Origin of the sequence: Bacteroides sp. M10 (assembly GCF_014334015.1) — a bacterium.
Classification (GTDB): domain Bacteria; phylum Bacteroidota; class Bacteroidia; order Bacteroidales; family Bacteroidaceae; genus Bacteroides; species Bacteroides intestinigallinarum.
The window spans coordinates 5,733,457-5,757,462 of sequence record NZ_CP060488.1 but is presented as its reverse complement, the minus strand read 5'-3'; the positions used below and the strand labels follow the sequence as shown (position 1 = coordinate 5,757,462).

General features: G+C 41.9%; 21 protein-coding genes. 20 read left to right on the top strand and 1 reads right to left on the bottom strand.

Features of this window, described 5'->3' with window-relative positions; all coding sequences use genetic code 11:
- The first annotated feature begins 58 nt into the window (after positions 1-58).
- The 5 genes from H8796_RS21360 to H8796_RS21340 all read left to right on the top strand — a co-directional run bounded on the left by H8796_RS21360 (position 59) and on the right by H8796_RS21340 (position 5,475).
- Positions 59-1,012, top strand: a complete 954-nt coding sequence (locus H8796_RS21360) for an NAD-dependent epimerase/dehydratase family protein (protein WP_004311497.1) — start codon at positions 59-61, stop codon at positions 1,010-1,012.
- Positions 1,012-1,860: a DUF4348 domain-containing protein gene (locus H8796_RS21355; protein WP_117934920.1), complete on the top strand. Its 849-nt coding sequence runs from the start codon at positions 1,012-1,014 to the stop codon at positions 1,858-1,860. Before H8796_RS21360 ends, H8796_RS21355 begins: the two co-directional genes overlap by 1 nt.
- A 47-nt stretch (positions 1,861-1,907) precedes the next feature.
- Positions 1,908-2,900: a UDP-N-acetylmuramate dehydrogenase gene (gene murB / locus H8796_RS21350; RefSeq protein ID WP_117934918.1), complete on the top strand. Its 993-nt coding sequence runs from the start codon at positions 1,908-1,910 to the stop codon at positions 2,898-2,900.
- Positions 2,901-3,058: 158 nt separating this feature from the next.
- Positions 3,059-3,817 (top strand): MBL fold metallo-hydrolase, encoded by a 759-nt coding sequence (locus tag H8796_RS21345; protein ID WP_117934916.1) that lies wholly within the window; start codon positions 3,059-3,061, stop codon positions 3,815-3,817.
- Between the two features lie 83 nt (positions 3,818-3,900).
- Complete coding sequence (locus tag H8796_RS21340; RefSeq protein WP_117934914.1) at positions 3,901-5,475, top strand: DUF3352 domain-containing protein; 1,575 nt, start codon at positions 3,901-3,903, stop codon at positions 5,473-5,475.
- Positions 5,476-5,578: 103 nt separating this feature from the next.
- Here the strand turns inward: H8796_RS21340 and H8796_RS21335 are convergent, their stop codons facing one another.
- Entirely contained in the window at positions 5,579-5,953 is a 375-nt protein-coding gene (locus tag H8796_RS21335; RefSeq protein WP_009000038.1) for a DUF3127 domain-containing protein, read from the bottom strand.
- Positions 5,954-6,106: 153 nt separating this feature from the next.
- Between H8796_RS21335 and dnaN the strand changes: the two genes are divergently transcribed.
- From dnaN to H8796_RS21260, 15 genes are all read left to right on the top strand, one after another.
- Positions 6,107-7,231 (top strand): DNA polymerase III subunit beta, encoded by a 1,125-nt coding sequence (gene dnaN / locus H8796_RS21330; protein WP_009000039.1) that lies wholly within the window; start codon positions 6,107-6,109, stop codon positions 7,229-7,231.
- A 101-nt stretch (positions 7,232-7,332) separates the two neighbouring features.
- Positions 7,333-8,112, top strand: coding sequence for a 3'-5' exonuclease (locus H8796_RS21325; RefSeq protein ID WP_004297028.1), 780 nt, complete (start codon positions 7,333-7,335; stop codon positions 8,110-8,112).
- Complete coding sequence (coaBC, locus tag H8796_RS21320; RefSeq protein WP_117934912.1) at positions 8,112-9,320, top strand: bifunctional phosphopantothenoylcysteine decarboxylase/phosphopantothenate--cysteine ligase CoaBC; 1,209 nt, start codon at positions 8,112-8,114, stop codon at positions 9,318-9,320. The genes H8796_RS21325 and coaBC overlap by 1 nt, the downstream gene beginning before the upstream one ends.
- A gap of 32 nt (positions 9,321-9,352) precedes the next feature.
- Entirely contained in the window at positions 9,353-11,014 is a 1,662-nt protein-coding gene (gene recN / locus H8796_RS21315; protein WP_117934911.1) for a DNA repair protein RecN, read from the top strand.
- Between the two features lie 41 nt (positions 11,015-11,055).
- Positions 11,056-11,799: a 23S rRNA (guanosine(2251)-2'-O)-methyltransferase RlmB gene (gene rlmB / locus H8796_RS21310; protein ID WP_004297025.1), complete on the top strand. Its 744-nt coding sequence runs from the start codon at positions 11,056-11,058 to the stop codon at positions 11,797-11,799.
- A gap of 1 nt (position 11,800) precedes the next feature.
- A complete protein-coding gene (locus H8796_RS21305) occupies positions 11,801-13,507 on the top strand; it encodes a serine protease (protein ID WP_009000042.1) in 1,707 nt (568 codons plus the stop codon).
- Positions 13,508-13,868: 361 nt separating this feature from the next.
- Positions 13,869-14,813 carry a site-specific integrase gene (locus H8796_RS21300; protein WP_004321252.1) on the top strand — a complete coding sequence of 315 codons (945 nt, stop codon included), beginning with the start codon at positions 13,869-13,871 and terminating at the stop codon, positions 14,811-14,813.
- Between the two features lie 357 nt (positions 14,814-15,170).
- On the top strand, positions 15,171-15,767 hold the full coding sequence (locus H8796_RS21295) for a UpxY family transcription antiterminator (RefSeq protein ID WP_004325374.1): 597 nt from the start codon (positions 15,171-15,173) through the stop codon (positions 15,765-15,767).
- Positions 15,745-18,159: an SLBB domain-containing protein gene (locus tag H8796_RS21290; protein ID WP_187343870.1), complete on the top strand. Its 2,415-nt coding sequence runs from the start codon at positions 15,745-15,747 to the stop codon at positions 18,157-18,159. Before H8796_RS21295 ends, H8796_RS21290 begins: the two co-directional genes overlap by 23 nt.
- A gap of 21 nt (positions 18,160-18,180) precedes the next feature.
- Positions 18,181-19,305 (top strand): chain-length determining protein, encoded by a 1,125-nt coding sequence (locus H8796_RS21285; protein ID WP_117935027.1) that lies wholly within the window; start codon positions 18,181-18,183, stop codon positions 19,303-19,305.
- A gap of 20 nt (positions 19,306-19,325) precedes the next feature.
- A complete protein-coding gene (locus tag H8796_RS21280; protein WP_117934909.1) occupies positions 19,326-20,732 on the top strand; it encodes an undecaprenyl-phosphate glucose phosphotransferase in 1,407 nt (468 codons plus the stop codon).
- A gap of 93 nt (positions 20,733-20,825) precedes the next feature.
- The gene (rfbF, locus tag H8796_RS21275) at positions 20,826-21,602 is read left to right on the top strand and encodes a glucose-1-phosphate cytidylyltransferase (RefSeq protein WP_117934907.1); all 777 of its coding nucleotides are present in this window, start codon (positions 20,826-20,828) and stop codon (positions 21,600-21,602) included.
- A gap of 6 nt (positions 21,603-21,608) precedes the next feature.
- Positions 21,609-22,007, top strand: coding sequence for a WxcM-like domain-containing protein (locus H8796_RS21270; protein ID WP_117934905.1), 399 nt, complete (start codon positions 21,609-21,611; stop codon positions 22,005-22,007).
- Positions 22,004-23,107, top strand: a complete 1,104-nt coding sequence (rfbG, locus tag H8796_RS21265; protein WP_117934903.1) for a CDP-glucose 4,6-dehydratase — start codon at positions 22,004-22,006, stop codon at positions 23,105-23,107. The genes H8796_RS21270 and rfbG overlap by 4 nt, the downstream gene beginning before the upstream one ends.
- A gap of 1 nt (position 23,108) precedes the next feature.
- On the top strand, positions 23,109-23,999 hold the full coding sequence (locus H8796_RS21260; RefSeq protein ID WP_117934901.1) for an NAD(P)-dependent oxidoreductase: 891 nt from the start codon (positions 23,109-23,111) through the stop codon (positions 23,997-23,999).
- The last annotated feature ends 7 nt before the right edge of the window (positions 24,000-24,006 follow it).

Below are 24,006 nucleotides of genomic sequence, written 5' to 3'. Positions count from 1 at the left end.
AAAAAAAGTGCTTACTTTGCGCACTATTTAAGCTTGATATTCTAAGTCAGAAGAAAAAATGGAACACATTTTGATTATTGGAGCTACCGGACAGATAGGGTCGGAGCTAACGATGGAGCTACGGAAACGTTACGGAAATGCAAATGTAGTAGCTGGTTATATTCCGGGTGCAGAACCTAAAGGGGAATTAAAGGAGTCGGGACCGTCGGCAATAGCTGATGTAACGGACGGCGAGGCGATTGCATCTGTAGTAAAAGAGTATCACATCGATACGATTTATAATTTGGCTGCTCTGTTGTCCGTAGTTGCCGAGTCGAAACCCAAGCTGGCTTGGAAAATAGGTATCGATGGATTGTGGAATGTGCTGGAAGTGGCACGTGAACAAGGGTGCGCAGTGTTTACTCCGAGTTCTATCGGTTCGTTTGGAGCTAGTACGCCTCACACGAAAACACCGCAGGACACTATTCAACGTCCGCGTACCATGTATGGAGTCACTAAAGTAACAACAGAGTTGTTGAGTGATTACTATTTTAATAAATACGGTGTCGATACCCGTGCTGTCCGTTTTCCGGGCATTATTTCGAATGTGACCCCTCCGGGAGGAGGTACGACCGATTATGCTGTCGATATTTACTACTCGGCAGTGAAAGGAGAAAAGTTTGTGTGCCCCATTAAGCAAGGCACTTTAATGGATATGATGTACATGCCGGATGCGCTGAATGCAGCAATCACGCTGATGGAAGCCGATCCGGCAAGATTGATACACCGCAATGCTTTCAATATCGCTTCCATGAGTTTCGACCCGGAAACGATATATCAGGCTATCAAGAAGCATGTGCCGCAGTTTGAGATGATCTATGATATAGATCCTTTGAAACAGCGCATAGCCGATAGCTGGCCCGATAGTCTGGATGATACCTGTGCTCGTGAAGAGTGGGGATGGAAGCCGGCCTACAATTTGGAAAGCATGACGGTGGATATGCTTGAAAAGTTAAGAGAGAAACTGAAATAATGAAAAAACTAATTGCAGGGGTCATACTGCTCGGTATATTGAGCTCTTGTGGAAACAAGAAAGCAAATATTGACCCCTTCGCATCTATTACTAAAGAGGTGGATTCAATCCGGCAGATAGCCGATTCTAGCCACCATGATAAATCGCCGGAAGATCCGCAGCCTATACAGGCAGATGAATCTTTCGATGATTTTATCTACAATTTTGCTTCCGATGATGTGTTACAGCGTCAGCGTGTAAAATTTCCATTGCCCTACTACAATGGAGATAAGAAGTCAAACATCGAGGAACGCAACTGGAAGCATGATGACTTGTTTACCAAGCAGCATTATTATACACTGCTGTTTGATAGAGAAGAAGACATGGATTTAGTAGGAGATACCTCCCTCACTTCTGTGCAGGTAGAGTGGATGTTCGTGAAAACACGAATGGTAAAAAGATACTATTTTGAACGTATCAAAGGTGCATGGATACTGGAGGCAATCAACCTGCGACCCATTGAGCAAAGTGATAATGAAAACTTTGTTGAGTTTTTCGGACATTTTGCAACGGATAGTCTTTTTCAGAGTCAGCGTGTGCGGGAGCCGTTGGCTTTTGTAACCACCGATCCGGACGATGATTTCTCTATTCTGGAGACAACCCTCGACCTTAATCAGTGGTTTGCCTTCAAACCGGTACTTCCTGTCGACCGCCTTTCTAATATTAATTACGGACAGCGGAATGACGATGATTCGCCCACGAAAATCCTGGCGTTGAAAGGTATCGGAAATGGTTTTTCCAATATCCTTTATTTCCGCCGGAAAGCCGGAGAATGGGAATTGTATAAGTTTGAAGATACAAGTATCTGATACAGGTTACGACGCACTATAACAGTATAACTTATAACTAAAAATATATGTATTCTCTTTTGCCCTACAATACATTCGGCATCGATGTCAGTGCCGCTCGTTTTTTAGAATATTCTTCGGTTGAAGAACTGAAGAAGCTGATTGTGCAAGGTGCCATTGTGACACCTTTTTTGCATATTGGTGGCGGCAGTAACCTGTTGTTTACCAAAGATTACGACGGATTGATACTCCATTCCCGCATTGAAGGAATCGAAGTGACGGAGGAAGATGAGCATTCTGTGTCGGTACGAGTGGGAGCGGGGGTAGTATGGGATGACTTCGTTGCATGTTGTGTAGAACATGGATGGTATGGAACGGAGAACCTGTCACTCATTCCCGGTGAGGTCGGAGCGAGCGCGGTACAGAACATCGGAGCTTATGGTGTTGAAGTGAAAGATCTGATAACAGCTGTGGAAACGGTGAACATTCAAGCTGAAGAACGCGTTTATTCGGTGGAAGAGTGTGGATATACCTACCGCAACAGTATCTTTAAACGCCCGGAAAACAAGTCGGCTTTTGTCACCTATGTCCGTTTCCGACTTAGTAAAAAAGAACATTATACGTTAGATTATGGAACCATTCGTCAGGAGCTTGAAAAATATCCGGCATTGACGCTTTCTGTTGTACGGAAAGTGATAATTGATATTCGTGAGAGCAAGTTGCCCGACCCGAAGGTAATGGGGAATGCCGGCAGCTTCTTTATGAATCCCATTGTGCCGAAAGAAAAACTGGAAGCCCTGCAGCAGGAATATCCCCGGATACCTTACTATGAACTGGCGGATGGTCGGGTAAAAATTCCGGCAGGATGGATGATCGACCAATGCGGCTGGAAAGGTAAGGCTTTAGGCCCGGCTGCCGTGCATGATAAACAAGCATTGGTGTTAGTGAATCTTGGTGGAGCAAAAGGTAGCGATATCCTTGCGCTTTCAGATGCAGTTCGAGCCTCTGTCCGTGAGAAGTTCGGCATTGATATTCATCCGGAAGTTAACTTAATAAATTGAGAAGTAAAAATTGAGAATGAAGAATAGCTATATGAATAATGAAAAGTGTTCAGGTGTAGAAATACTCTATAACCTTTCTTTTTTTCGTTCTCAATTCCAAATTTCTCATTCTCAACTATTATTTTTTAATTCTCAATTTTCAATTCTCAATTAAACAAGTGAAAGTAAGAATCATTGGAAGTGGAACATCGACGGGAGTCCCCCAAATCGGCTGTACATGTCCGGTTTGTACTTCTACCGATCCGAAAGATAACCGATTGCGCGCATCTGCTATTGTCGAGACAGATGATGCGCGGATTTTGATAGATTGCGGTCCGGATTTCCGGACACAGGTATTGCATCTTCCTTTTGAGAAGATAGATGGTGTGCTCATTACGCATGAACATTATGACCATGTGGGCGGGTTGGACGATTTGCGTCCGTTTTGCCGATTTGGTTCAGTGCCTATTTATGCGGAAAATTATGTGGCGCAAGGCTTGCGCTTGCGTATGCCCTATTGCTTTGTTGACCATCGTTATCCGGGAGTTCCTGACATTCCTTTGCAGGAAATCTCGGTGGGACAGGCCTTTTCTGTTAACCACACGGAGGTACTTCCTTTACGTGTGATGCATGGCCGATTGCCTATTCTGGGATATCGTATCGGGCAATTAGGTTATATCACTGATATGCTGACCATGCCCGAAGAATCCTATGAACAATTGGCGGGAATAGATGTTTTGGTAGTGAATGCACTTCGGATTGCCACGCATCCTACTCATCAGAATTTGGAAGAAGCATTGGCAGTGGCGCAGCGCATTCAGGCAAAGAAGACGTACTTTATACACATGAGTCATGATATGGGCTTGCACGCGGAGGTTGAAAAGAGCCTTCCGGAAAATATTCACCTGGCATTCGACGGATTGGATATCTATCTTTGATTATCGGTGAAATTTTTAGCAAAAGTTTTGTTTTCTTTGTAGAAATTATTATTTTTGCACCTAGCCGATAAACAGCGAATATTATGAAACTTCGTACGATAGTGAAAATAGCGATCACGTCTTCTGTTGTACTTTTGTGCTCAGGTTTCGCATTGTACTCTTTTTTTAGACTGTCGGCGGCCGAAGGGCAGAAAGATTTTAATCTTTATGAACTGGTTCCATCCACCACTTCAGCCGTATTTGTTACCGATGATGTGCTCGAATTTGTAGCGGAGGTCGATGATCTGACTTGTAGTAAAAATCAGCAATATCTTTATGTATCCAAACTTTTTTCTTATCTGAAACAAAGCCTTTATGCCCTCTCGGAAGATACTCCCCATGGCTTGAGCCGGCAAATGAATCAGATGCTGATTAGTTTCCACGAACCGGATAACGAACGGAACCAGGTACTTTATTGCAGATTGGGAAATGGGGATAAGGAATTGGTGAACAGGTTTGTGCGTAAATATATATCTTCGCTTTATCCACCGAAAACGTTTGTTTACAAAGGAGAGGAAATAATCATTTACCCGATGGCAGATGGTGATTTTCTAGCCTGCTATCTGACGTCTGATTTTATGACATTAAGTTTTCAGAAAAAACTGATTGAAAATGTTATTGATGCATATAAGAGTGGCAAATCATTGGCGGATGACCCTACCTTTACAGGAGTGCGTGCTCCGAAAAAAAGTGCAGCGGCCGCCACAATCTATACCCGTATGAAAGGGATGATGGGATGGACGGAATTTGACATGAAGATGAAAGATGATTTTATCTATTTCTCTGGCATCACTCATGATGCAGACACTTGCTTTGCCTTTATAAACCAACTTCGCCAGCAGCAATCAGTCAAAGGCTTCCCGGGTGAAGCACTGCCCTCCACTGCTTTCTATTTTAGCAGACAGGGAATTACGGACTGGGCGTCTTTGCTTTCTTATGGAAATGCGCAGGAGCAGAACGGGGCAGTCCGCACGAGTGAAGTGCAGAATAGAGATAAGGAATTTTCCCGCTATCTGATGGAAAATGCCGGGCAAGACCTGGTTGCCTGTCTCTTCCAGCGTGAAGATACGTTGCAGGATGCAGCGGCAGTCTTGAGCCTGTCTGTGGCAGATGTGACGGAAGCTGAAAGGATGCTTCGTGCCCTTGTCAATACTGCTCCGGCAGATGAAGGAAGAAAAACTCCCCGTATTACTTTTTGTTATACTGTAAATAAGGCATACTTGGTCTATCGGTTGCCTCAAACAACATTGTTTAAACAACTGACCAGTTTTGTTGAACCGACTTTGGATGTGTATGCAGCATTTTATGGCGGACGTTTGTTGCTCGCTCCGGATGAGGATAGCCTGTCGCATTATATTCGCCAACTGGATAAAGGGGAAGTGCTTAATGGGGCAATGGCTTATCAGACGGGCATGGATCACCTGTCTGATTCATATCATTTTATGCTGATGGCGGATTTCGATCACGTGTTCCGGCAATCGGAAAATCACGTCCGTTTCATACCGGATTTCTTCCTGCGCAATGCAGACTTTTTCCGTAATTTTACACTCTTTGTCCAGTTTGCCTGTACCGATGGAGTAGTATATCCCAATATTGTTTTGAAATATAAATCAGAATAAAAATCGTGGTTTATATACAATCATTCTATAAAAAAACTCCCGACAGAATTAAATTCTATCGGGAGTTTTTTTATGCTTATTCGTCCGACGAATGACTTTCGGTTTAGAATGGCAGATCGTCTTTTGCGTCGCCCGGAGTAAATTCCGGCATTGCCGACGGAGCTGCGGGAGGAACGGAACCGCCTGTAGCCATTGGGGCACCTGCGCTGACACGTTCTACTTTCCATGCACGGATTCTGTTGAACCAGCGGTCTTGCCATTGGTTAGAATCGATGTCGAATGAAACAGTCAGTTCTTCGCCCATTTGAATGTTGAACTGATCTATTTTATCTGCCCCAAATACTTCGAAGCACATTTTGCGTGGATATTGGTCGTGACTTTCGATAACAAACTCTTGCGCTTTCCACTCGTTGCCGGTAGCTTTTGAAACTCCTCCTTTGGGCTGGAGGATAGCGATGATTTTTCCTGTAAATTCCATTGCGATAATTTTAAATTCTGGGGCGAAGTTACAATTTTTTAGTAATATCCCTCACACAATGCCTGTTTTTTTCTTTTGTTTTATTGGGCAGCCCAAATCTTTTTTCGTAACTTTGTGCGATAGAACATTTAAAACTTAAATACACGAAAATATATGAAATTTATCGTTTCAAGTACTGCTCTTTCCAGCCATTTACAGGCCATCAGCCGTGTGATTAATTCAAAAAATGCGCTGCCAATTCTCGATTGTTTCCTCTTCGAATTGGAAGACGGAACATTGTCTGTGACTGTATCCGACAGTGAAACAACGATGGTGACTACCGTAGAAGTGAATGAAAGCGATACGAACGGGCGTTTTGCCGTAGTAGCGAAAACATTGCTTGATGCACTGAAAGAAATCCCGGAACAACCACTTACATTTGAAATCAATCCGGATAATTATGAAATAACAGTGCAGTACCAGAACGGAAAATACAGCCTGATGGGGCAGAATGCGGATGAATTCCCGCAATCGGCTACACTGGGTGATAATGCAGTCCGTGTAGAAATGGAGGCAAGTGTACTTCTGGGAGGTATCAACCGTTCGGTGTTTGCTACTGCCGATGACGAACTTCGTCCGGTGATGAACGGTATTTATTTCGATATTACCACAGAAGACATCACAATGGTTGCTTCAGACGGTCATAAACTGGTACGTTGCAAGACATTGGCAGCCAAAGGTAACGAGCGTGCAGCCTTTATCCTTCCGAAGAAACCGGCTACCTTGCTTAAGAATCTTTTGCCGAAAGAACAAGGCACAGTGACGATCGAATTCGATGAACGTAATGCTGTATTCATGCTCGAAAGCTACCGGATGGTTTGCCGCCTGATTGAAGGACGTTACCCGAACTACAACTCGGTAATTCCGCAGAACAACCCGCACAAAGTGACCGTAGACCGTCAACAGTTGGTAGGAGCTTTGCGTCGTGTGTCTATTTTCTCATCGCAGGCAAGCAGTTTGATTAAACTCCGTATGCAGGAAAACCAGATTGTGATTTCCGCACAAGATATTGACTTCTCTACTTCTGCTGAAGAAACACAAGTTTGCCAGTATGCAGGTGCAGCAATGAGCATCGGTTTCAAATCGACATTCCTCATCGACATCCTGAACAATATTTCAGCAGACGAAGTAATCATCGAACTGGCAGATCCTTCACGTGCCGGAGTAATCATCCCGGTAGAGCAGGAAGAAAACGAAGACCTGCTGATGCTGCTGATGCCGATGATGCTAAATGATTAATAGTAATCACCGCAAAATAACACAGAGTTCTACAGAGCAATAAATACATAAAACACTCTGTGGAACTCTGTGGAACTCTGTGGTGGAAAAAATAATTAGAAATGAAATTAAACCTGAAAAATCCCATTGTTTTTTTTGATTTAGAAACAACTGGAACCAATATCAACACAGACCGAATTGTTGAAATCTGCTATCTGAAAGTATATCCGAATGGAAATGAAGAAGCAAAAACATTACGTATCAACCCTGAAATGCATATCCCGGAAGCATCTTCTGCTATACATGGTATTTATGATGCCGATGTAGTCGATTGCCCTACTTTCAAAGAAGTGGCGAAAAACATAGCCAGGGACATTGAAGGTTGCGATTTGGCAGGATTTAATTCCAATCGTTTTGATATTCCTGTCCTTGCCGAAGAGTTCCTTCGCGCCGGAGTGGACATTGATATGACGAAACGCAAATTTGTAGACGTGCAGGTGATCTTCCACAAAATGGAACAACGCACCCTGTCTGCTGCGTACAAATTCTATTGCGACAAAAATCTGGAAGATGCACACACTGCCGAAGCAGATACACGGGCCACTTACGAAGTGCTGAAAGCACAACTCGACCGTTACTCCGATCTTCAGAATGATATTGCGTTCCTGGCAGATTATTCAAGTTTCAGCAAGAATGTAGACTTTGCCGGACGCATGGTGTACGATGATAATGGGGTGGAAGTATTCAACTTCGGAAAATATAAAGGAATGTCTGTAGCCGAGGTTTTGAAGAAAGATCCCGGATATTACAGTTGGATTTTGAATAGTGATTTCACGCTGAACACTAAGGCGGCATTGACAAAAATCCGTTTGCGTGAAATGAGTAATTTGATTACAAAATAATGCTAAAAGGAAAAAAAATAATTCTTGGAATTACCGGCAGTATTGCCGCGTACAAGGCGTGCTATATCATTCGCGGACTGATAAAACAGGGAGCGGAAGTGCAAGTCGTAATTACTCCGGCGGGAAAAGAATTTATTACTCCCATCACTCTTTCGGCTTTGACCAGCAAACCGGTCATCAGTGAGTTTTTTGCCCAGCGTGACGGAACGTGGAATAGCCACGTCGATCTCGGATTGTGGGCGGATGCTGTACTGATTGCGCCTGCCACTGCCTCTACTATCGGCAAAATGGCCAATGGAATAGCCGACAATATGCTCATAACAACTTATCTTTCGGCAAAAGCTCCCGTGTTTGTTGCTCCGGCAATGGACCTCGATATGTTTGCCCATCCCGCCACCCAGAAAAATCTGGATATACTGCGTTCCTACGGTAATCACATTATCGAGCCGGGAACAGGAGAATTAGCCAGCCACTTGGTAGGAAAGGGACGTATGGAAGAGCCGGAAAACATCATCCGGGTATTGGATGAATTCTTCGCTTCGAGTGACGAACTATCCGGAAAGAAAGTAATGATTACAGCCGGACCGACTTACGAAAAGATTGACCCGGTGCGTTTCATAGGTAATTATTCTTCCGGAAAGATGGGATTCGCATTGGCAGAAGAATGTGCCCGTCGTGGAGCACAGGTGACATTGATAACAGGTCCTGTGCAGCTCAAAACGAAACATTCCCGTATCCGGCGTGTAGATGTGGAATCAGCAGAAGAAATGTATGCGGCTGCACAAATTTATTTTCCAGATGCTGATGCAGGTATTCTTTGCGCGGCAGTAGCCGATTATCGTCCGGAAACAGTGGCCGACAAGAAGATAAAGCGGGAGAAAGAAGAGGAACTAACCCTCCATCTTCAGGCAACACAAGACATCGCTGCCAATTTAGGAGCACTGAAAGGGAAAAATCAGTTATTGGTTGGCTTTGCCCTCGAAACCAATAATGAGCAGCAGAATGCCGAAGGAAAGCTCGAACGCAAAAACTTCGACTTTATCGTGCTCAACTCGTTGAATGATGCTGGAGCCGGTTTCCGCCATGATACCAATAAAATAAGTATCATCGACAGGAAAGGTCGTACAGACTATCCCCTGAAACCGAAAACAGAAGTAGCCCAGGACATCATCAATCGTCTGGTAGCCACCCTATCTTCGAATTTTTAATTTTCAATTCTCAATTTTTAATTAAATATAAGGTGTTACGTTCACTATACATTCAGAATTACGCATTGATAGAAAAACTGGATATCAGTTTTGAAACAGGCTTTTCCGTTATAACAGGTGAAACGGGAGCCGGAAAATCAATTATTCTGGGAGCTATCGGACTCCTGCTAGGACAGCGTGCCGATGTGAAAGCGATTCGCCACGGAGCTTCCAAGTGTATCATAGAGGCACGTTTTGATATATCTGCTTATGGTATGCGCCCGTTTTTCGAAGAAAATGAGCTGGAATATGATGAAGAGTGCATTTTGCGTCGTGAAGTGCAGTCTTCCGGTAAGAGCAGGGCATTCATCAACGATACTCCTGCTTCGCTGGCACAAGTGAAAGAGCTGGGCGAACAGCTGATAGATGTACATTCGCAACATCAGAATCTGCTGCTTAATAAAGAGGGATTTCAGTTGAATGTACTTGATATTCTGGCACATAATGATGCTGCATTGGAGAAATACCATCTGTGTTATGACGAATGGAAACAGACTGATCGCGAACTCGCTGAATTAGTGTCGCTGGCAGAGAAAAGCCGCTCCGATGAAGATTATATTCGCTTCCAACTCGAACAGCTCGAAGAAGCCCGTTTGGTGGAAGGCGAACAGGAAGAACTGGAGCAGGAAGCTGAAACATTAAGTCATGCAGAAGAGATAAAAGCCGGACTTTACCGGGTGGAACAGTCGTTTGCTTCGGATGAAGGCGGATTGCTTTCTTATCTGAAAGACAGTCTGAATACACTGAATAATCTACAAAGAGTATATCAGCCGGCCAAGGAACTTACCGAACGTATGGAGAGCGCTTATATCGAACTGAAAGATATTTCGCACGAAGTCTCCTTACAAAGTGACTCCGTTGAATTCAATCCGGTCCGTCTGGACGAAGTGAATGAACGGTTGAATCTGATTTATTCCTTACAGCAGAAACATCGGGCACAAACCCTTGACGAATTGATAGCGCTAACGGATGAATACCGTAGCAAATTGTCGGACATCACTTCCTATGATGAGCGTATCGCCGAACTGACTGCTCGCAAAGAGGAACAATATAAACAAGTGAAACAACAGGCAGAAGTGCTGACCAAAGCCCGTACGAAAGCTGCTCGTGAAGTAGAAAAACAGCTGGCTGCCCGGTTGATTCCATTAGGAATGCCGAATGTTCGTTTCCAGATAGAAATGGGACTGAAGAAAGAGCCGGGATTGCAAGGAGAGGATACAGTCAACTTCCTGTTTTCCGCCAATAAGAACGGTACCTTGCAGAATATCTCTTCCGTAGCTTCAGGAGGCGAAATTGCCCGTGTCATGCTTTCTATCAAGGCAATGATTGCCGGAGCCGTCAAACTACCGACTATCGTATTTGATGAAATAGATACCGGAGTCTCCGGTGAAATAGCCGACCGTATGGCGGACATGATGCAGGAGATGGGCGACCGCAACCGTCAGGTAATCAGTATCACCCACCTGCCGCAGATTGCTGCCCGTGGGCGTGCTCATTATAAGGTATACAAGAAAGATAGCGATACGGAAACCAACAGCCATATCCGCCGTCTCACTGACGAAGAACGAGTAGAGGAAATAGCTCACATGCTTAGTGGCGCCACTCTCACTGAAGCTGCCCTTAGCAATGCCAAATCCCTGCTTGCCCGCAACTGATAAATAGTGAATAGTAAATAGTAAAATAGAAAATCAACCAGATGTTAGATAAAAGTGAAATGATTTTCGGCGTTCGTGCCGTGATAGAAGCCCTTCAGGCTGGAAAAGAGATAGATAAGATCCTCGTGAAGAAAGATATTCAAAGTGATCTTTCCAAGGAGCTTTTTGCAGCTTTGAAAGGTACGCTGATACCTGTTCAGCGTGTTCCGGTAGAGCGTATCAACCGTATTACCCGGAAAAATCATCAGGGAGTGATCGCCTTCATTTCTTCTGTGACTTATCAGAAAGCGGAGGATCTTGTTCCTTTCTTGTTTGAGCAAGGAAAAAATCCGTTTTTTGTTATGCTCGACGGAGTGACTGATGTACGCAATTTTGGGGCGATTGCACGTACCTGCGAATGTGCAGCTGTCGATGCTGTGATTATTCCTGTCCGGGGTAGTGCGTCGGTCAATGCTGATGCCGTGAAAACATCGGCAGGAGCACTACATACTCTTCCGGTATGCCGTGAACAGAACCTCCGTTCGACTCTGCAATATCTGAAAGACAGTGGTTTCCGCATTGTGGCTGCTACCGAAAAAGGAGATTATGACTATACCAAGGCCGATTATACAGGTCCCCTCTGCATCATAATGGGAGCGGAGGATACAGGAGTTTCTTATGAGAACCTTGCCCTCTGTGATGAATGGGTAAAAATTCCGATGCTGGGCACTATCGAATCCTTGAATGTCTCTGTAGCTGCCGGTATCTTGATTTACGAAGCTGTGAAACAAAGAAACAATGACTGATATGAAGAAGATTTTAATTCTACCTTTACTGCTTTTCTTTCTGGTACAAGGAAGCATGGCACAAACCCCAAAATGGGTAGAGAAGGCAAAACGTGCAGTCTTCTCAATAGTGACTTATGACAAGAATGATAAAATGCTGAATACGGGAAACGGATTCTTTGTGTCCGAAGACGGATTGGCTTTATCAGATTATACTCTTTTTAAAGGAGCTGAACGTGCGGTAGTGATTACTTCCGAAGGCAAGCAGATGCCGGTCAGCCTGATACTTGGAGCGAATGATATGTATGATGTCATTAAGTTCCGTGTGGCTATCACCGAGAAGAAAGTGCCTGCGCTGATCGTTGCCAAAACAGCCCCGGTGGCAGGAGCCGAAGCATGGATGCTTCCTTATTCTACGCAGAAAAGCATTGCTTGTGTTAATGGTAAGGTGAAAGATGTTTCCAAAGTAGCCGGAGAATACCATTATTATACATTGAGCATGCATATGAAAGATAAGATGGTGAGCTGTCCGGTGATGAATGCGGAAGGTCAGGTATTTGGTATTGCGCAGAAATCATCCGGTATCGATACGGTGACTACTTGCTATGCGGCGGGAGCAGCTTTTGCCATGTCGCAGAAAATCAGTGCTCTTTCTTTGGGAGACGCTGCCTTGAAAAGCATTGGTATCCGGAAAGGTTTACCCGAAACGGAAGATCAGGCATTAGTATATCTGTTCATGGCCTCTTCGAGCCTTTCGGGCGAGGACTATGAAAAGCTGTTGGATGACTTCATCCGCCAGTTCCCTGCCAATGCAGATGGTTATCTCCGTCGTGCCAATTATTATGCATCTAAAGGTAAAGACGACCAGACTTGGTATGATAAAGCCGTTGCCGACTTTAATCAGGCTCTGAAAGTAGCCCAGAAGAAAGATGATGTATATTATAATATAGGTAAGCTAATGTATGCTTATCAATTATCGAAGCCGGAGAAAACTTACAAAGACTGGACGTATGACACCGCTTTGAAGAATGTCCGTCAGGCAATTGCTATTGATCCGCTGCCAATTTACACTCAAATGGAAGGCGATATACTGTTTGCCCAACAAGACTATGCCGGTGCTTTGGCTGCTTATGAAAAGGTAAATGCCAGCAATATTGCTTCTCCGGCCACTTTCTTTAGTGCTGCCAAAACGAAGGAACTGCTGAAAGGGGATCCGAAAGAAGTGGTGGCCTTAATGGATAGCTGTATTGCCCGTTGCCCGCAACCAATTACAGCCGACTTTGCTCCATACTTGTTGGAACGTGCGCAGATGAATATGAATGCCGACCAGGCACGAAATGCAATGCTCGATTATGATGCTTACCATACGGCAGTCAAGGGAGAAGTGAACGACGTGTTCTATTATTATCGCGAACAGGCAGCTTTGAAAGCCCGTCAGTTTCAACGCGCTTTAGACGATATTGCCAAGGCCATCGAGATGAATCCGACAGACCTCACCTATCAGGCAGAGCATGCAGTTATAAACCTCCGTGTAGGACGGTATGAAGAAGCTATTCAGATTTTGAATAATATATTGAAGACTGATCCTAAATATGGTGAGGCTTACCGTTTATTGGGACTTTGCCAGATACAGCTGAAGAAGACAGATGAAGCTTGCGGCAACTTTAAGAAAGCGAAAGAATTGGGTGATCCGAACGCAGATGAATTGATAACCAAATACTGCAAGTAAAAAGATCATCTTCTTGAAGATGAAAAATAAATCCCTGCCAACTCGAAAATTGGCAGGGATTCCTCGTTTTTGGGGACGTTGTATAAAAAACTCTCTCTCTTTTTTTTATTTTTCCCCACTTCACTTGTTAAGCTCAGGTTGTAGGTTTTAATGATATATGGTTTGATTTCTCTTTTTTTCCTCTTTTATAAGTTAAATGCACGGTTATTGAAAATACTGCATGGCTTCACTTATTTTTTTTAGAAATAATTCGAAATTCTATCTAAAACAGTAAGTAAATTTAAAATTGTGGTTCATTTTATCTATAATCTTACTATATTCCGCACGTTTTTAATAACACGTATGAGATAAGTTATAATTTATGGAAAAAAATCGATTTACTATTTGTGCAAACAATTACATCGATTGTTTGCGACAAGAGGGTCGTTATTCTACGGCCCATGTGTATAAACACGCTATTCGTTCTTTTTCGCAGTTTTGTGGAACTCAATCCATCACGTTTAGTAAGATAAACCGTGAAACTCTAAAGAGGTATAGCAACTATCTGATGGCTTCCCGTTTGAAGCCCAATACGATTTCTACGTATATGCGTATGTTGCGTAGTATCTACAATCGTGGTGTCGATATGCATCAGGCTCCTTATGTACATGGTTTGTTCCGGGATGTTTTTACCGGGGTGGATACACGTCAGAAGAAAGCTATCCCGATCGGCGAACTTCACATGCTATTAAACAAAGATCCTCAATCGGAAAAGCTTCGTCGGACGCAGGCCATTGCCAATCTGTTATTTCAGTTTTGTGGAATGCCTTTTTCTGATTTAGCCCATTTGGAAAAGTCTAATCTGGAGCGGGGGCTTTTGAAGTACAATCGTACCAAGACCGGTACTCCTATGAGTATAGAAGTGCTGGAGTCAGCGCAGAATGCAATTGGGGGATTGTATAATAAATCTGACGCCCGGAGTTCTGGTTATCCAGATTATCTTTTCCGGATATTAAGCGGAGCGTACAAGCGGAATGAAGAAGGAGCCTATCGTGAGTATCAGTCAGCTTTGAGACGTTTTAATAATGAGTTGAAAAGCCTGTCCAGAAAATTAAGGCTACATTCGCCCGTCACGTCGTATACGCTTCGTCATTCTTGGGCTACGACTGCCAAGTACAGAGGTGTACCTATCGAAATGATTAGCGAATCACTGGGACACAAATCTATTAAAACAACACAGATATATTTAAAGGGTTTCGAATTGGAAGAAAGAACAAAAGTAAATAAATTGAATTATTCTTACGTTTGCAATTTTAAAATGCTCTGATTTATATTATTAAAGCATTATGGATTAGGGACTTAATGCTGGTGTTACTTCTTAGGTAACGGAATTATATTCGCTACAAAGATAGGTAAAAATATTAATAGCAAACAAACAATAAACTTCTTTTTTTCCTTTTTCTCTAAAATATGCAACATGAATCTATCTGAACATGAAGGATAACATCTTCATGCTCAAAGGCTTTTTATTACCTAAATTCAAGAATGTTTTATATTGAATGTTAGGTGCCCGCTTTTATATTCCCTCATAATCGATTTTTTTCCTTTTTTCACAGCGATGTGTATTCTATATGTGTGTTGTCCGTTACCTAAGAAGTAACGGATGAACATGGGGTAAAAAAATATGATTTTAACGAAACCGAAATCAGTAAATGCCGGGCCTAGTAGTGGGACAGGGGAAGGCGTAGCACACTCAAAACGCTGGTATGTAGCACTCGTTCGAATGCACCACGAGAAGAAAGTTGCCGAGCGTTTATCTAAGATGGGAATTGATTCTTTTGTTCCCGTTCAGCAGCAAATTCATCAATGGAGTGACCGTCGTAAGATGGTTGATACAGTCTTACTCCCAATGATGGTTTTTGTACATGTCAATCCAAAAGAACGTATGGAAGTCCTTTCATTTTCTACGGTCAGCCGTTATATGGTTATGCGTGGAGAGAGCACTCCTGCCGTTATTCCTGACGAGCAGATGGCACGTTTCCGTTTCATGCTCGATTATTCCGAAGAAGCAGTCTGTATGAATGATACTCCACTAGCGCGTGGTGAGAAAGTTCGTGTCATAAAAGGTCCTTTGAGTGGACTTGTTGGCGAACTTGTGACTGTAGGCGGGAAGAGTAAGATTGCCGTTCGTTTAAATATGCTTGGCTGTGCTTGTGTAGATATGCCAATCGGTTATGTAGAACCCACAAAGATCACCAATGACAACACGAAGAAAATTTAACGTATTTCTATTCATTCTGTTGCTGGGAGTTTTTTCTCCTTTAATGGCTCAAAGCATGAGCGACTCCCAAGTTCTTGAATATGTAAAGGATGGCATCCGCCAAGGTAAAGAACAGAAACAACTAGCCTCTGAACTGGCACGTAGAGGTGTGACCAAAGAACAGGCAACTCGTGTGAAGCAACTATATGAACAACAAAACAATGTTAATGCTTCCAATGCAACGGGTACCGATGTCAATGAATCACGTCTTCGTGAGGAAATGAAAGAAAACACTTCCGATATGCTGGAAGACCACCCGAGCACTCAAGACCTCGCACGTGGCAATCAGGTTTTCGGACGAAATATTTTCAACACCCGTAACCTGACTTTTGAACCCAGCGTCAACATCGCTACTCCCTTGAACTATCGTCTGGGTCCCGGTGATGAAGTGATTATTGATATCTGGGGAGCCAGCCAGAACACTATCCGCCAACAGATTTCTCCTGACGGCACGATCAACATTCAGAAAATAGGTCCTGTCAACCTGAACGGACTAACTATTGCTGAAGCCAATGACTATCTCAAAAAGACATTAAACAAGATATATAATGGCCTTAATAATGCGAATGATCCCACCTCTGACATCCGTCTGACTTTGGGCAGCATACGTACTATCCAGATCAATGTAATGGGTGAGGTTGTCCAACCGGGTACTTACTCCCTCTCTTCTTTTGCTACAGTCTTCCATGCACTTTACCGTGCGGGTGGAGTCAGTGACATAGGAAGCCTTCGCAATGTACAGCTGGTACGTAATGGCAAAAATATCGCCACGATCGACGTCTACCAATTTATCATGAAAGGAAACATTCAGGATGACATCCGGCTTCAGGAAGGTGATGTAGTAATAGTCCCTGCCTATGATGTATTGGTTAAGATCGACGGAAAAGTGAAACGTCCAATGCGTTTCGAAATGAAAAAGGATGAGAGTCTATCCACTCTTATCAGCTATGCCGGTGGCTTTGAAGCCGACGCCTACACTCGTTCATTGCGTGTCGTACGCCAGAATGGACAGGAATATGAAGTAAATACGGTCAAAGACCTTGACTATAGTGTCTATAAAATGCGAAACGGTGATGTTGTGACCGCTGAAGCCATCCTTAACCGCTTCATCAACAAACTAGAAATTCGCGGAGCCGTTTATCGTCCCGGCATCTACCAGTTGAATGGAAAGCTGAATACAGTCCGTGAACTGGTAAACGAAGCTCAAGGTCTGACCGGTGATGCCTTCTTGAACCGTGCCGTTCTCTACCGCCAGCGTGAGGACTTGACTACCGAAGTTGTTCCAGTAGACATTAAAGCTATCATGGATGGTACTTCCCAAAACATCATCCTGATGAAAAACGATATCCTTTATATTCCGAGTATTCATGACCTGGAAGACAGAGGCAACGTCGTAATCCACGGTGAAGTAGCCAAACCGGATTCTTATCCTTATGCTGATAACATGACCCTTGAAGACTTGATTATTCAGGCGGGTGGCTTGCGTGAAGCCGCTTCTGTAGTTCGTGTAGATGTATCCCGTAGAATTAAGAATCCTCGTAGTACAGTAGATAACGATACTATCGGCCAGATATATACATTCTCCCTAAAAGAAGGTTTTATTGTAGATGGAACTCCCGGCTTTGTCCTTCAACCTTACGATGAAGTTTATGTACGTCGCAGTCCGGGTTATCAAGCTCAACAGAATGTAGTTGTTGAAGGTGAAATTCTGTTCGGAGGCTCTTATGCTATGACCAGTCGTGAAGAACGTCTTTCTGACTTAATCAATAAAGCGGGAGGTGCAACGAATTATGCCTACTTACGTGGTGCCAAATTGACTCGTGTGGCCAATGCAAGTGAAAAGAAACGCATGGGTGATGTGATCCGCTTGATGAGCAGACAGTTGGGTGAGGCTATGATGGACTCTTTAGGTGTCCGTGTGGAAGATACCTTTAGTGTTGGCATTGACTTGGAAAAGGCGCTCGCGAATCCTGGTAGTACAGCAGATATTGTCTTGCGTGAAGGTGATGTGATTTCTATCCCGAAAAACAATAATACGGTTACGATCAATGGTGCTGTAATGGTTCCGAATACAGTTTCTTATATAAAGGGTGAAGATATAGATTATTACCTGAATCAAGCTGGTGGTTATTCTGAAAATGCAAAGAAGAGTAAGAAATTTATCGTATACATGAATGGTCAGGTGACTAAGGTGAAAGGTAGTGGTAAGAAACAGATTGAGCCGGGTTGTGAGATAATTGTGCCTAGTAAAGCTAAGAAGAAAACTAATATTGGAAATATCTTAGGTTATGCTACTACATTTAGTACTTTAGGAATGATGGTTGCTTCGATTGCCAATCTGATAAAAAAATAAAGAATAATAGTTTATATGACTATGATAGAAGGAGAATCTGAAAGAGAAGTAAAACAAGGGAAAAATAATCATCAGGGTGATGAAATTGAAATCGATTTAATGGATATTCTCCGTAAGATTATTGCTATTCGTAAGACAATTTATAAAGCAGTTGGTATTGGATTAGTGATAGGAATTATAATTGCTTTAAGTATTCCTAAACAATATACTGTAACAGTCACCCTTTCTCCGGAGATGGGTACTTCTAAAGAAGGTGGTTTATCAGGTTTGGCTGCTTCTTTCTTAGGAAGTGGTGTTACTATGGGGGATGGAACCGATGCTTTGAATGCCTCTTTGTCTCCAGATATTGTTTCTTCTACTCCTTTTTTATTAGAACTCTCTACAATGAGGATACCTGTATCGAAAGATGAAAATATGGCTTTGAACACTTATTTGGATGAAGAATCTTCCCCTTGGTGGAGTTATGTAATTGGATTTCCAAGTATGGTACTTGGTGGAGTTAAGTCATTATTTACTGAAGAAGATGAATCAATATCTTTCGGTAAAGCGAATCAGGGTACAATTGAATTATCTAAGATGGAGTCTATGAAGATTGAAATTCTAAAGAAAATGATAACTGCTTCTGTAGATAAGAAAACATCTATGACTTCCGTTGCTGTAACTTTGCAAAATCCTAGAGTAGCAGCAGTGGTTGCCGATTCTGTCGTAAAGAAATTGCAGGAATACATCATAGACTATCGTACTTTCAAGGCAAAAGAGGATTGTCTCTATCTGGAGAAATTGTTTAAAGAACGTCAGCAAGAATATTATGCCGCGCAGAAAAAATATGCCGATTATATGGATTCTCATGATAATATCATATTGCAAAGTGTTCGTGCAGAACAAGAGCGATTACAGAATGATATGAGTCTTGCTTACCAAGTATATAGTCAGGTTGCCAGTCAACTTCAGGTTGCCAGAGCCAAAGTTCAGGAAGAGAAGCCTGTATTTGCTGTAGTAGAACCTGCAGTGGTTCCATTGGATCCTTCAGGAACCAGTAAAAAGATATATATATTGGCATTTATCTTTCTATCTGTTTGTATTGTTATATCCTGGAAGTTATTTGGGAAAAATATTCTGAATAAGTTCAAAGAAATACAGGCCTAAAATCCATAAATAAGGTGATAATGGCATCAACTAACCAGATAAATAAAGTCGTAGAACTTATTGTGGTTTTGGGAGATCTGATTATTCTGAACTTCAGTTTGTTCCTGCTCCTTCTCTTTTGGGAAAAAGCGTTTGTGTATTCGCCTTTTTCTGGTACTGCTTCTTTGATGATGACTTCTTTAAGTCTTTGTTATTTGGCGTGTTCTGCTTCCCGTGGGAAGGCTTGGAACAGCAGAGAAATTCGTGCGGATCAGCTTGTATTGCGTGTTTTGAAGAATATTATGATGTTTTCTGTTTTTTGGGCATGTATCATGGCTTTTAGCGGAATTTCTATTGTTTCTCCTTTATTTTTTGTCATCTATTTTTTTATTCTCTTTGTCGTTTTAAGCATCTATCGTATCATTATTCGTCGTTCACTGATTGGTTATTGTGCTAAAGGCAATCATAAACGCCATGCAGTATTTATAGGTGGAGGTAATAATATGCAGATGTTATACGAAGAAATGGATAGTTCTCTGGCGTCTATCTATGAGGTTGTCGGTTATTTTGATATTAAATCTAATGATATTCTTTCATCTCAATGTCCATATTTGGGTAATCCTGACGGTTTTGCCGATTTTATGTCTGGACAAACGGGGATAAAGCATGTATTTTGTTCTTTGTCAATGGAGCAGGGACGTTACAATGTTTCTATTATAAATTACTGTGAGAATCATTTGCTTTATTTTCATGGTGTTCCTAATGTTTGTAAAGGTTTTCCCCGGCGTATCTGGCATAGTATGGTTGGCAATATGCCGATTTTAAATTTGCGGTATGAACCTCTTAGTAAAATGGAAAATCGTGTATTAAAACGGGTGTTCGATATTGTTTTATCCGGCATTTTTTTAGTCACTATTTTTCCAGTTGTTTATCTTATCGTGGGAAGTATTATTAAACTAACGTCTCCCGGTCCTATATTCTTTACACAAATGAGAACCGGATTAAATGGTCGGGAATTCAAGTGTTACAAATTTCGTTCTATGAAGGTCAATGAAGAAGCGGATAAGAAACAGGCAACAGTTGATGATCCTCGGAAAACCCGTTTTGGAGATTTTCTCCGGCGTTCTAATATTGATGAACTTCCGCAGCTTATAAATGTATTTAAAGGTGATATGTCAATAGTCGGTCCTCGTCCTCATATGTTGGCTCATACAGAGACATATGCTCGGTTGATTGATAAGTATATGGTACGCCACTTTATTAAACCCGGTGTAACCGGTTGGGCGCAGACACATGGTTTCCGTGGTGAAACTAAAGAATTGTCACAGATGGAAGGACGTGTAAAAGCTGATATTTGGTATATGGAACATTGGACAATATTGCTTGATTTATATATCATTTATAAGACTGTGGCAAATGTGATTATGGGGGAGAAGAATGCATATTAAATTGGATAAAAGCTTCAACTAATGACTATTGAAATAGAATTACTTAATTCAAAATTGTAGTAATGTAAAAATAAATAATATTTATTTGTATATATGAAAGTTGTTCTTCTTGCTGGAGGGTTCGGTACACGTATTTCAGAAGAATCTCAATTCAAGCCCAAACCTATGATTGAGATTGGTGGTAAGCCTATTTTATGGCATATTATGAAAGAATATGCCTACTATGGATTTACAGAGTTTATAATTTGTGCTGGTTATCGCCAGCAGTACATAAAAGAATGGTTTGCCAACTATTTTCTTCATAATAGTGATATTACATTTGACTATACAGAGAAAAAAAATGAGATAACTATTCATGAGAATCACTGTGAATCATGGAAAGTAACGGTGGTTGATACGGGGCTTAATACCATGACAGGTGGGCGTATTAAACGGATTCAAAAATATGTTGGAAATGAACCATTCTTTATGACTTATGGAGATGGTGTTTGTGATGTAGATATTCAAAAATTATTGGAGTTTCATAAAAAACATGGAAAGATAGCAAGTTTAACTTCAGTTTTTTTGAAACAGGAGAAGGGGGTACTCAATATAGGTGGTAATAACGCAGTAAAAGCTTTTCGTGAGAAAGAAATCTCTGATGGAGCTTCTATTAATGCTGGGTACATGGTACTAAACTCGAAAATCTTTGATTATATCGAAAACGATTCTACAGTGTTTGAACGTGAATCTCTTGTTAAACTTGCGGAAGAAGGTGAATTAATGTCTTATCGCCACAAAGGTTTTTGGCAGTGTATGGATAATAAACGTGAAATGGAAATGCTTGAGGAACTTCTCGCTTTAGGGAAGGCTCCTTGGAAAAAATGGTAAAATAGAATGCTACAAGATAGAATAAAGATTATTCCTCGTCACCTTGTTGAGGATGAAAGAGGGTGGTTTTTGAAAGTGATTACTGGTACGGAAGAAAACATACCTTCTCATACAGGAGAAGTTTATCTCACTATGGGGACGAAAGGGCAAGCGAAAGGTGGACACTATCATCCAAAGGCGGTAGAATGGTTTACTGTTATTGAAGGTAAAGCCATGCTGAAGCTTGAAGATGTCGAGACACATGAAAAGATGGAAGTAGTGATGTCTCTTGAAAATCCTATTTCGGTATTTGTTCCTAATAATGTGGCACATATATTTGAAAATCTAAGTGATAGCAATTTTATAGTGTTGGCTTACACTGATCTTGCTTATAACCCTTCCGATACTATTATTTATCAATTATGATCGATATATTTAAGAATTTCTATAAAGGTAAACGAGTCCTTGTAACAGGGCATACTGGATTCAAAGGGGCATGGTTGAGCATTTGGTTGCATGAACTAGGAGCTGAAGTTATTGGTATAGCCCTAGATCCATTTTCTGAACGGGATAATTATGTCTTATCCGGAATCGGAAAGAAGATTAAAGCTGATTTGCGTGGAGATATTCGGGATAGAGAATTGATGAAAGAAGTCTTTGCTAAATATCAGCCAGAGATAGTTTTTCATTTGGCTGCTCAACCACTCGTTCGTCTCTCTTACGATATTCCAGTAGAGACCTATGAAGTAAATGTCATGGGTACTATTCATATAATGGAAGCTATTCGTGCCACTAAGAGTGTGAAAGTGGGAATAATGGTTACAACTGACAAGTGTTACGACAATAATGAGCAGAAAGAGGGTTATGTTGAAACCAGTCCATTTGGGGGATACGATCCATATAGTTCTTCAAAGGGTGCATGTGAGGTGGCTATCCAGTCCTGGAGACGCTCATTCTTCAATCAAGCAGATTATGGCAAGAAACACACTGTGTCCATCGCTTCTGTTCGTGCAGGTAACGTGATTGGTGGTGGGGATTGGGCAAAAGACCGTATCATTCCTGACTGCATTCGTGCATTGGAGGCAAATAATATAATAGACATTCGTTCCCCTAAAGCAGTTCGTCCTTGGGAGCATGTGCTTGAGCCACTTTCTGGTTATATGATGCTTGCCCAAAAGATGTGGGAACATCCGACTGAATATAATGAGGGATGGAATTTCGGTCCTGATTCAGAGTCTGTTTGTACTGTATGGGAAGTTGCTACTGAAATAGTAAAAAAATACCATAGCGATGAAGTTTCATTTGAATTTATAGCTAATAAACTACGTGACCTTTCAGATCCCAATGCCCTTCATGAAGCTAAGCTTCTTATGCTCAATATCAATAAGGCAAAGATTCGTCTTGAATGGAAGCCTCGCATGAACATGCAGCAGTGTATAGAACTTGTCGTGGATTGGTATAAGCGATATAAGAATGAGGATGTCTATGCATTGTGCATAGAGGAAATTAATAAATTTATAGGATAATATGAAAATATCTATATTAGGAACAAATGGCTTTCTTTCTACTGCCATAGCTCGATACAGCAATCTGCAAGGATGGGATATGGACATGTATGGACTTGATGAACCTGTTGGCCATAAGTACGACAATTTCTATAAGGTGAATTTGATGGATACTGATCTCAATTATAACAGATTGTTAACGAGTGACATTATTATCTATGCCATTGGTGCAGGCATTCAATCAAACTTAAATGAAGACTATAATCTTATATATACCCTCAATGTAACGGTTCCTGTTGCTATTTGTAACAAACTGAAGGAACTGGACTATGAAGGTCGATTTGTGACTTTTGGCAGTGTATTTGAGATGGGTGAGACGTGCGATGAGAGATACTTCACAGAAGAAGATATTCTCTCATCTATATGTGTTGCACCGAATGATTACACTGTCAGCAAGCGTATGTTGAGCAGTTTCGTTGCTTCATACAAGCACAACTTCACACATTGGCATTTCTATATCCCGACTATTTATGGTGAAGGCGAAAACCCGAAGCGTCTGATTCCTTACACTATATATTCAATACGTAATGGTGAGAAACTGTCTTTTACGGCAGGAGACCAAACGAGACAATATATCTATGTAAGTGAAGTTCCATGCGTGATCGGTCTTGCCGTGGAGAAGAATCTCCCATCTGGAGTATATAATATTGAGGGTAAGGAAACTGTAACTGTTAGAGAAATTGTATCAAAGATTCACCGTTCTATGGGTAAAAAAATACCATCTGATTGCTTTGGAATTGTACAACGTAATGATGCCACCATGAAATATTTGGCTCTTGATGGCAAGAAACTCCGTGAAGCTATAGGTTTTGAGGCAAATATCAGTATTGTTGATGTAATTGATAAATATTAAGTTTGAA

Excerpts from the sequence above, each read along its gene's own strand:
- murB (WP_117934918.1), top strand. The coding sequence starts at position 1,908 with ATGTATTCTCTTTTGCCCTACAATACATTCGGCATCGATGTCAGTGCC.
- H8796_RS21280 (WP_117934909.1), top strand. The coding sequence starts at position 19,326 with ATGGCATCAACTAACCAGATAAATAAAGTCGTAGAACTTATTGTGGTT.
- H8796_RS21305 (WP_009000042.1), top strand. The coding sequence starts at position 11,801 with ATGAAGAAGATTTTAATTCTACCTTTACTGCTTTTCTTTCTGGTACAA.
- H8796_RS21335 (WP_009000038.1), bottom strand. The coding sequence starts at position 5,953 with ATGGAATTTACAGGAAAAATCATCGCTATCCTCCAGCCCAAAGGAGGA.
- rlmB (WP_004297025.1), top strand. The coding sequence starts at position 11,056 with ATGTTAGATAAAAGTGAAATGATTTTCGGCGTTCGTGCCGTGATAGAA.
- H8796_RS21270 (WP_117934905.1), top strand. The coding sequence starts at position 21,609 with ATGCTACAAGATAGAATAAAGATTATTCCTCGTCACCTTGTTGAGGAT.
- H8796_RS21300 (WP_004321252.1), top strand. The coding sequence starts at position 13,869 with ATGGAAAAAAATCGATTTACTATTTGTGCAAACAATTACATCGATTGT.
- coaBC (WP_117934912.1), top strand. The coding sequence starts at position 8,112 with ATGCTAAAAGGAAAAAAAATAATTCTTGGAATTACCGGCAGTATTGCC.
- H8796_RS21295 (WP_004325374.1), top strand. The coding sequence starts at position 15,171 with ATGATTTTAACGAAACCGAAATCAGTAAATGCCGGGCCTAGTAGTGGG.
- rfbG (WP_117934903.1), top strand. The coding sequence starts at position 22,004 with ATGATCGATATATTTAAGAATTTCTATAAAGGTAAACGAGTCCTTGTA.
- rfbF (WP_117934907.1), top strand. The coding sequence starts at position 20,826 with ATGAAAGTTGTTCTTCTTGCTGGAGGGTTCGGTACACGTATTTCAGAA.
- H8796_RS21325 (WP_004297028.1), top strand. The coding sequence starts at position 7,333 with ATGAAATTAAACCTGAAAAATCCCATTGTTTTTTTTGATTTAGAAACA.
- H8796_RS21340 (WP_117934914.1), top strand. The coding sequence starts at position 3,901 with ATGAAACTTCGTACGATAGTGAAAATAGCGATCACGTCTTCTGTTGTA.
- H8796_RS21360 (WP_004311497.1), top strand. The coding sequence starts at position 59 with ATGGAACACATTTTGATTATTGGAGCTACCGGACAGATAGGGTCGGAG.
- H8796_RS21290 (WP_187343870.1), top strand. The coding sequence starts at position 15,745 with ATGACAACACGAAGAAAATTTAACGTATTTCTATTCATTCTGTTGCTG.
- H8796_RS21355 (WP_117934920.1), top strand. The coding sequence starts at position 1,012 with ATGAAAAAACTAATTGCAGGGGTCATACTGCTCGGTATATTGAGCTCT.
- H8796_RS21285 (WP_117935027.1), top strand. The coding sequence starts at position 18,181 with ATGATAGAAGGAGAATCTGAAAGAGAAGTAAAACAAGGGAAAAATAAT.
- H8796_RS21260 (WP_117934901.1), top strand. The coding sequence starts at position 23,109 with ATGAAAATATCTATATTAGGAACAAATGGCTTTCTTTCTACTGCCATA.
- dnaN (WP_009000039.1), top strand. The coding sequence starts at position 6,107 with ATGAAATTTATCGTTTCAAGTACTGCTCTTTCCAGCCATTTACAGGCC.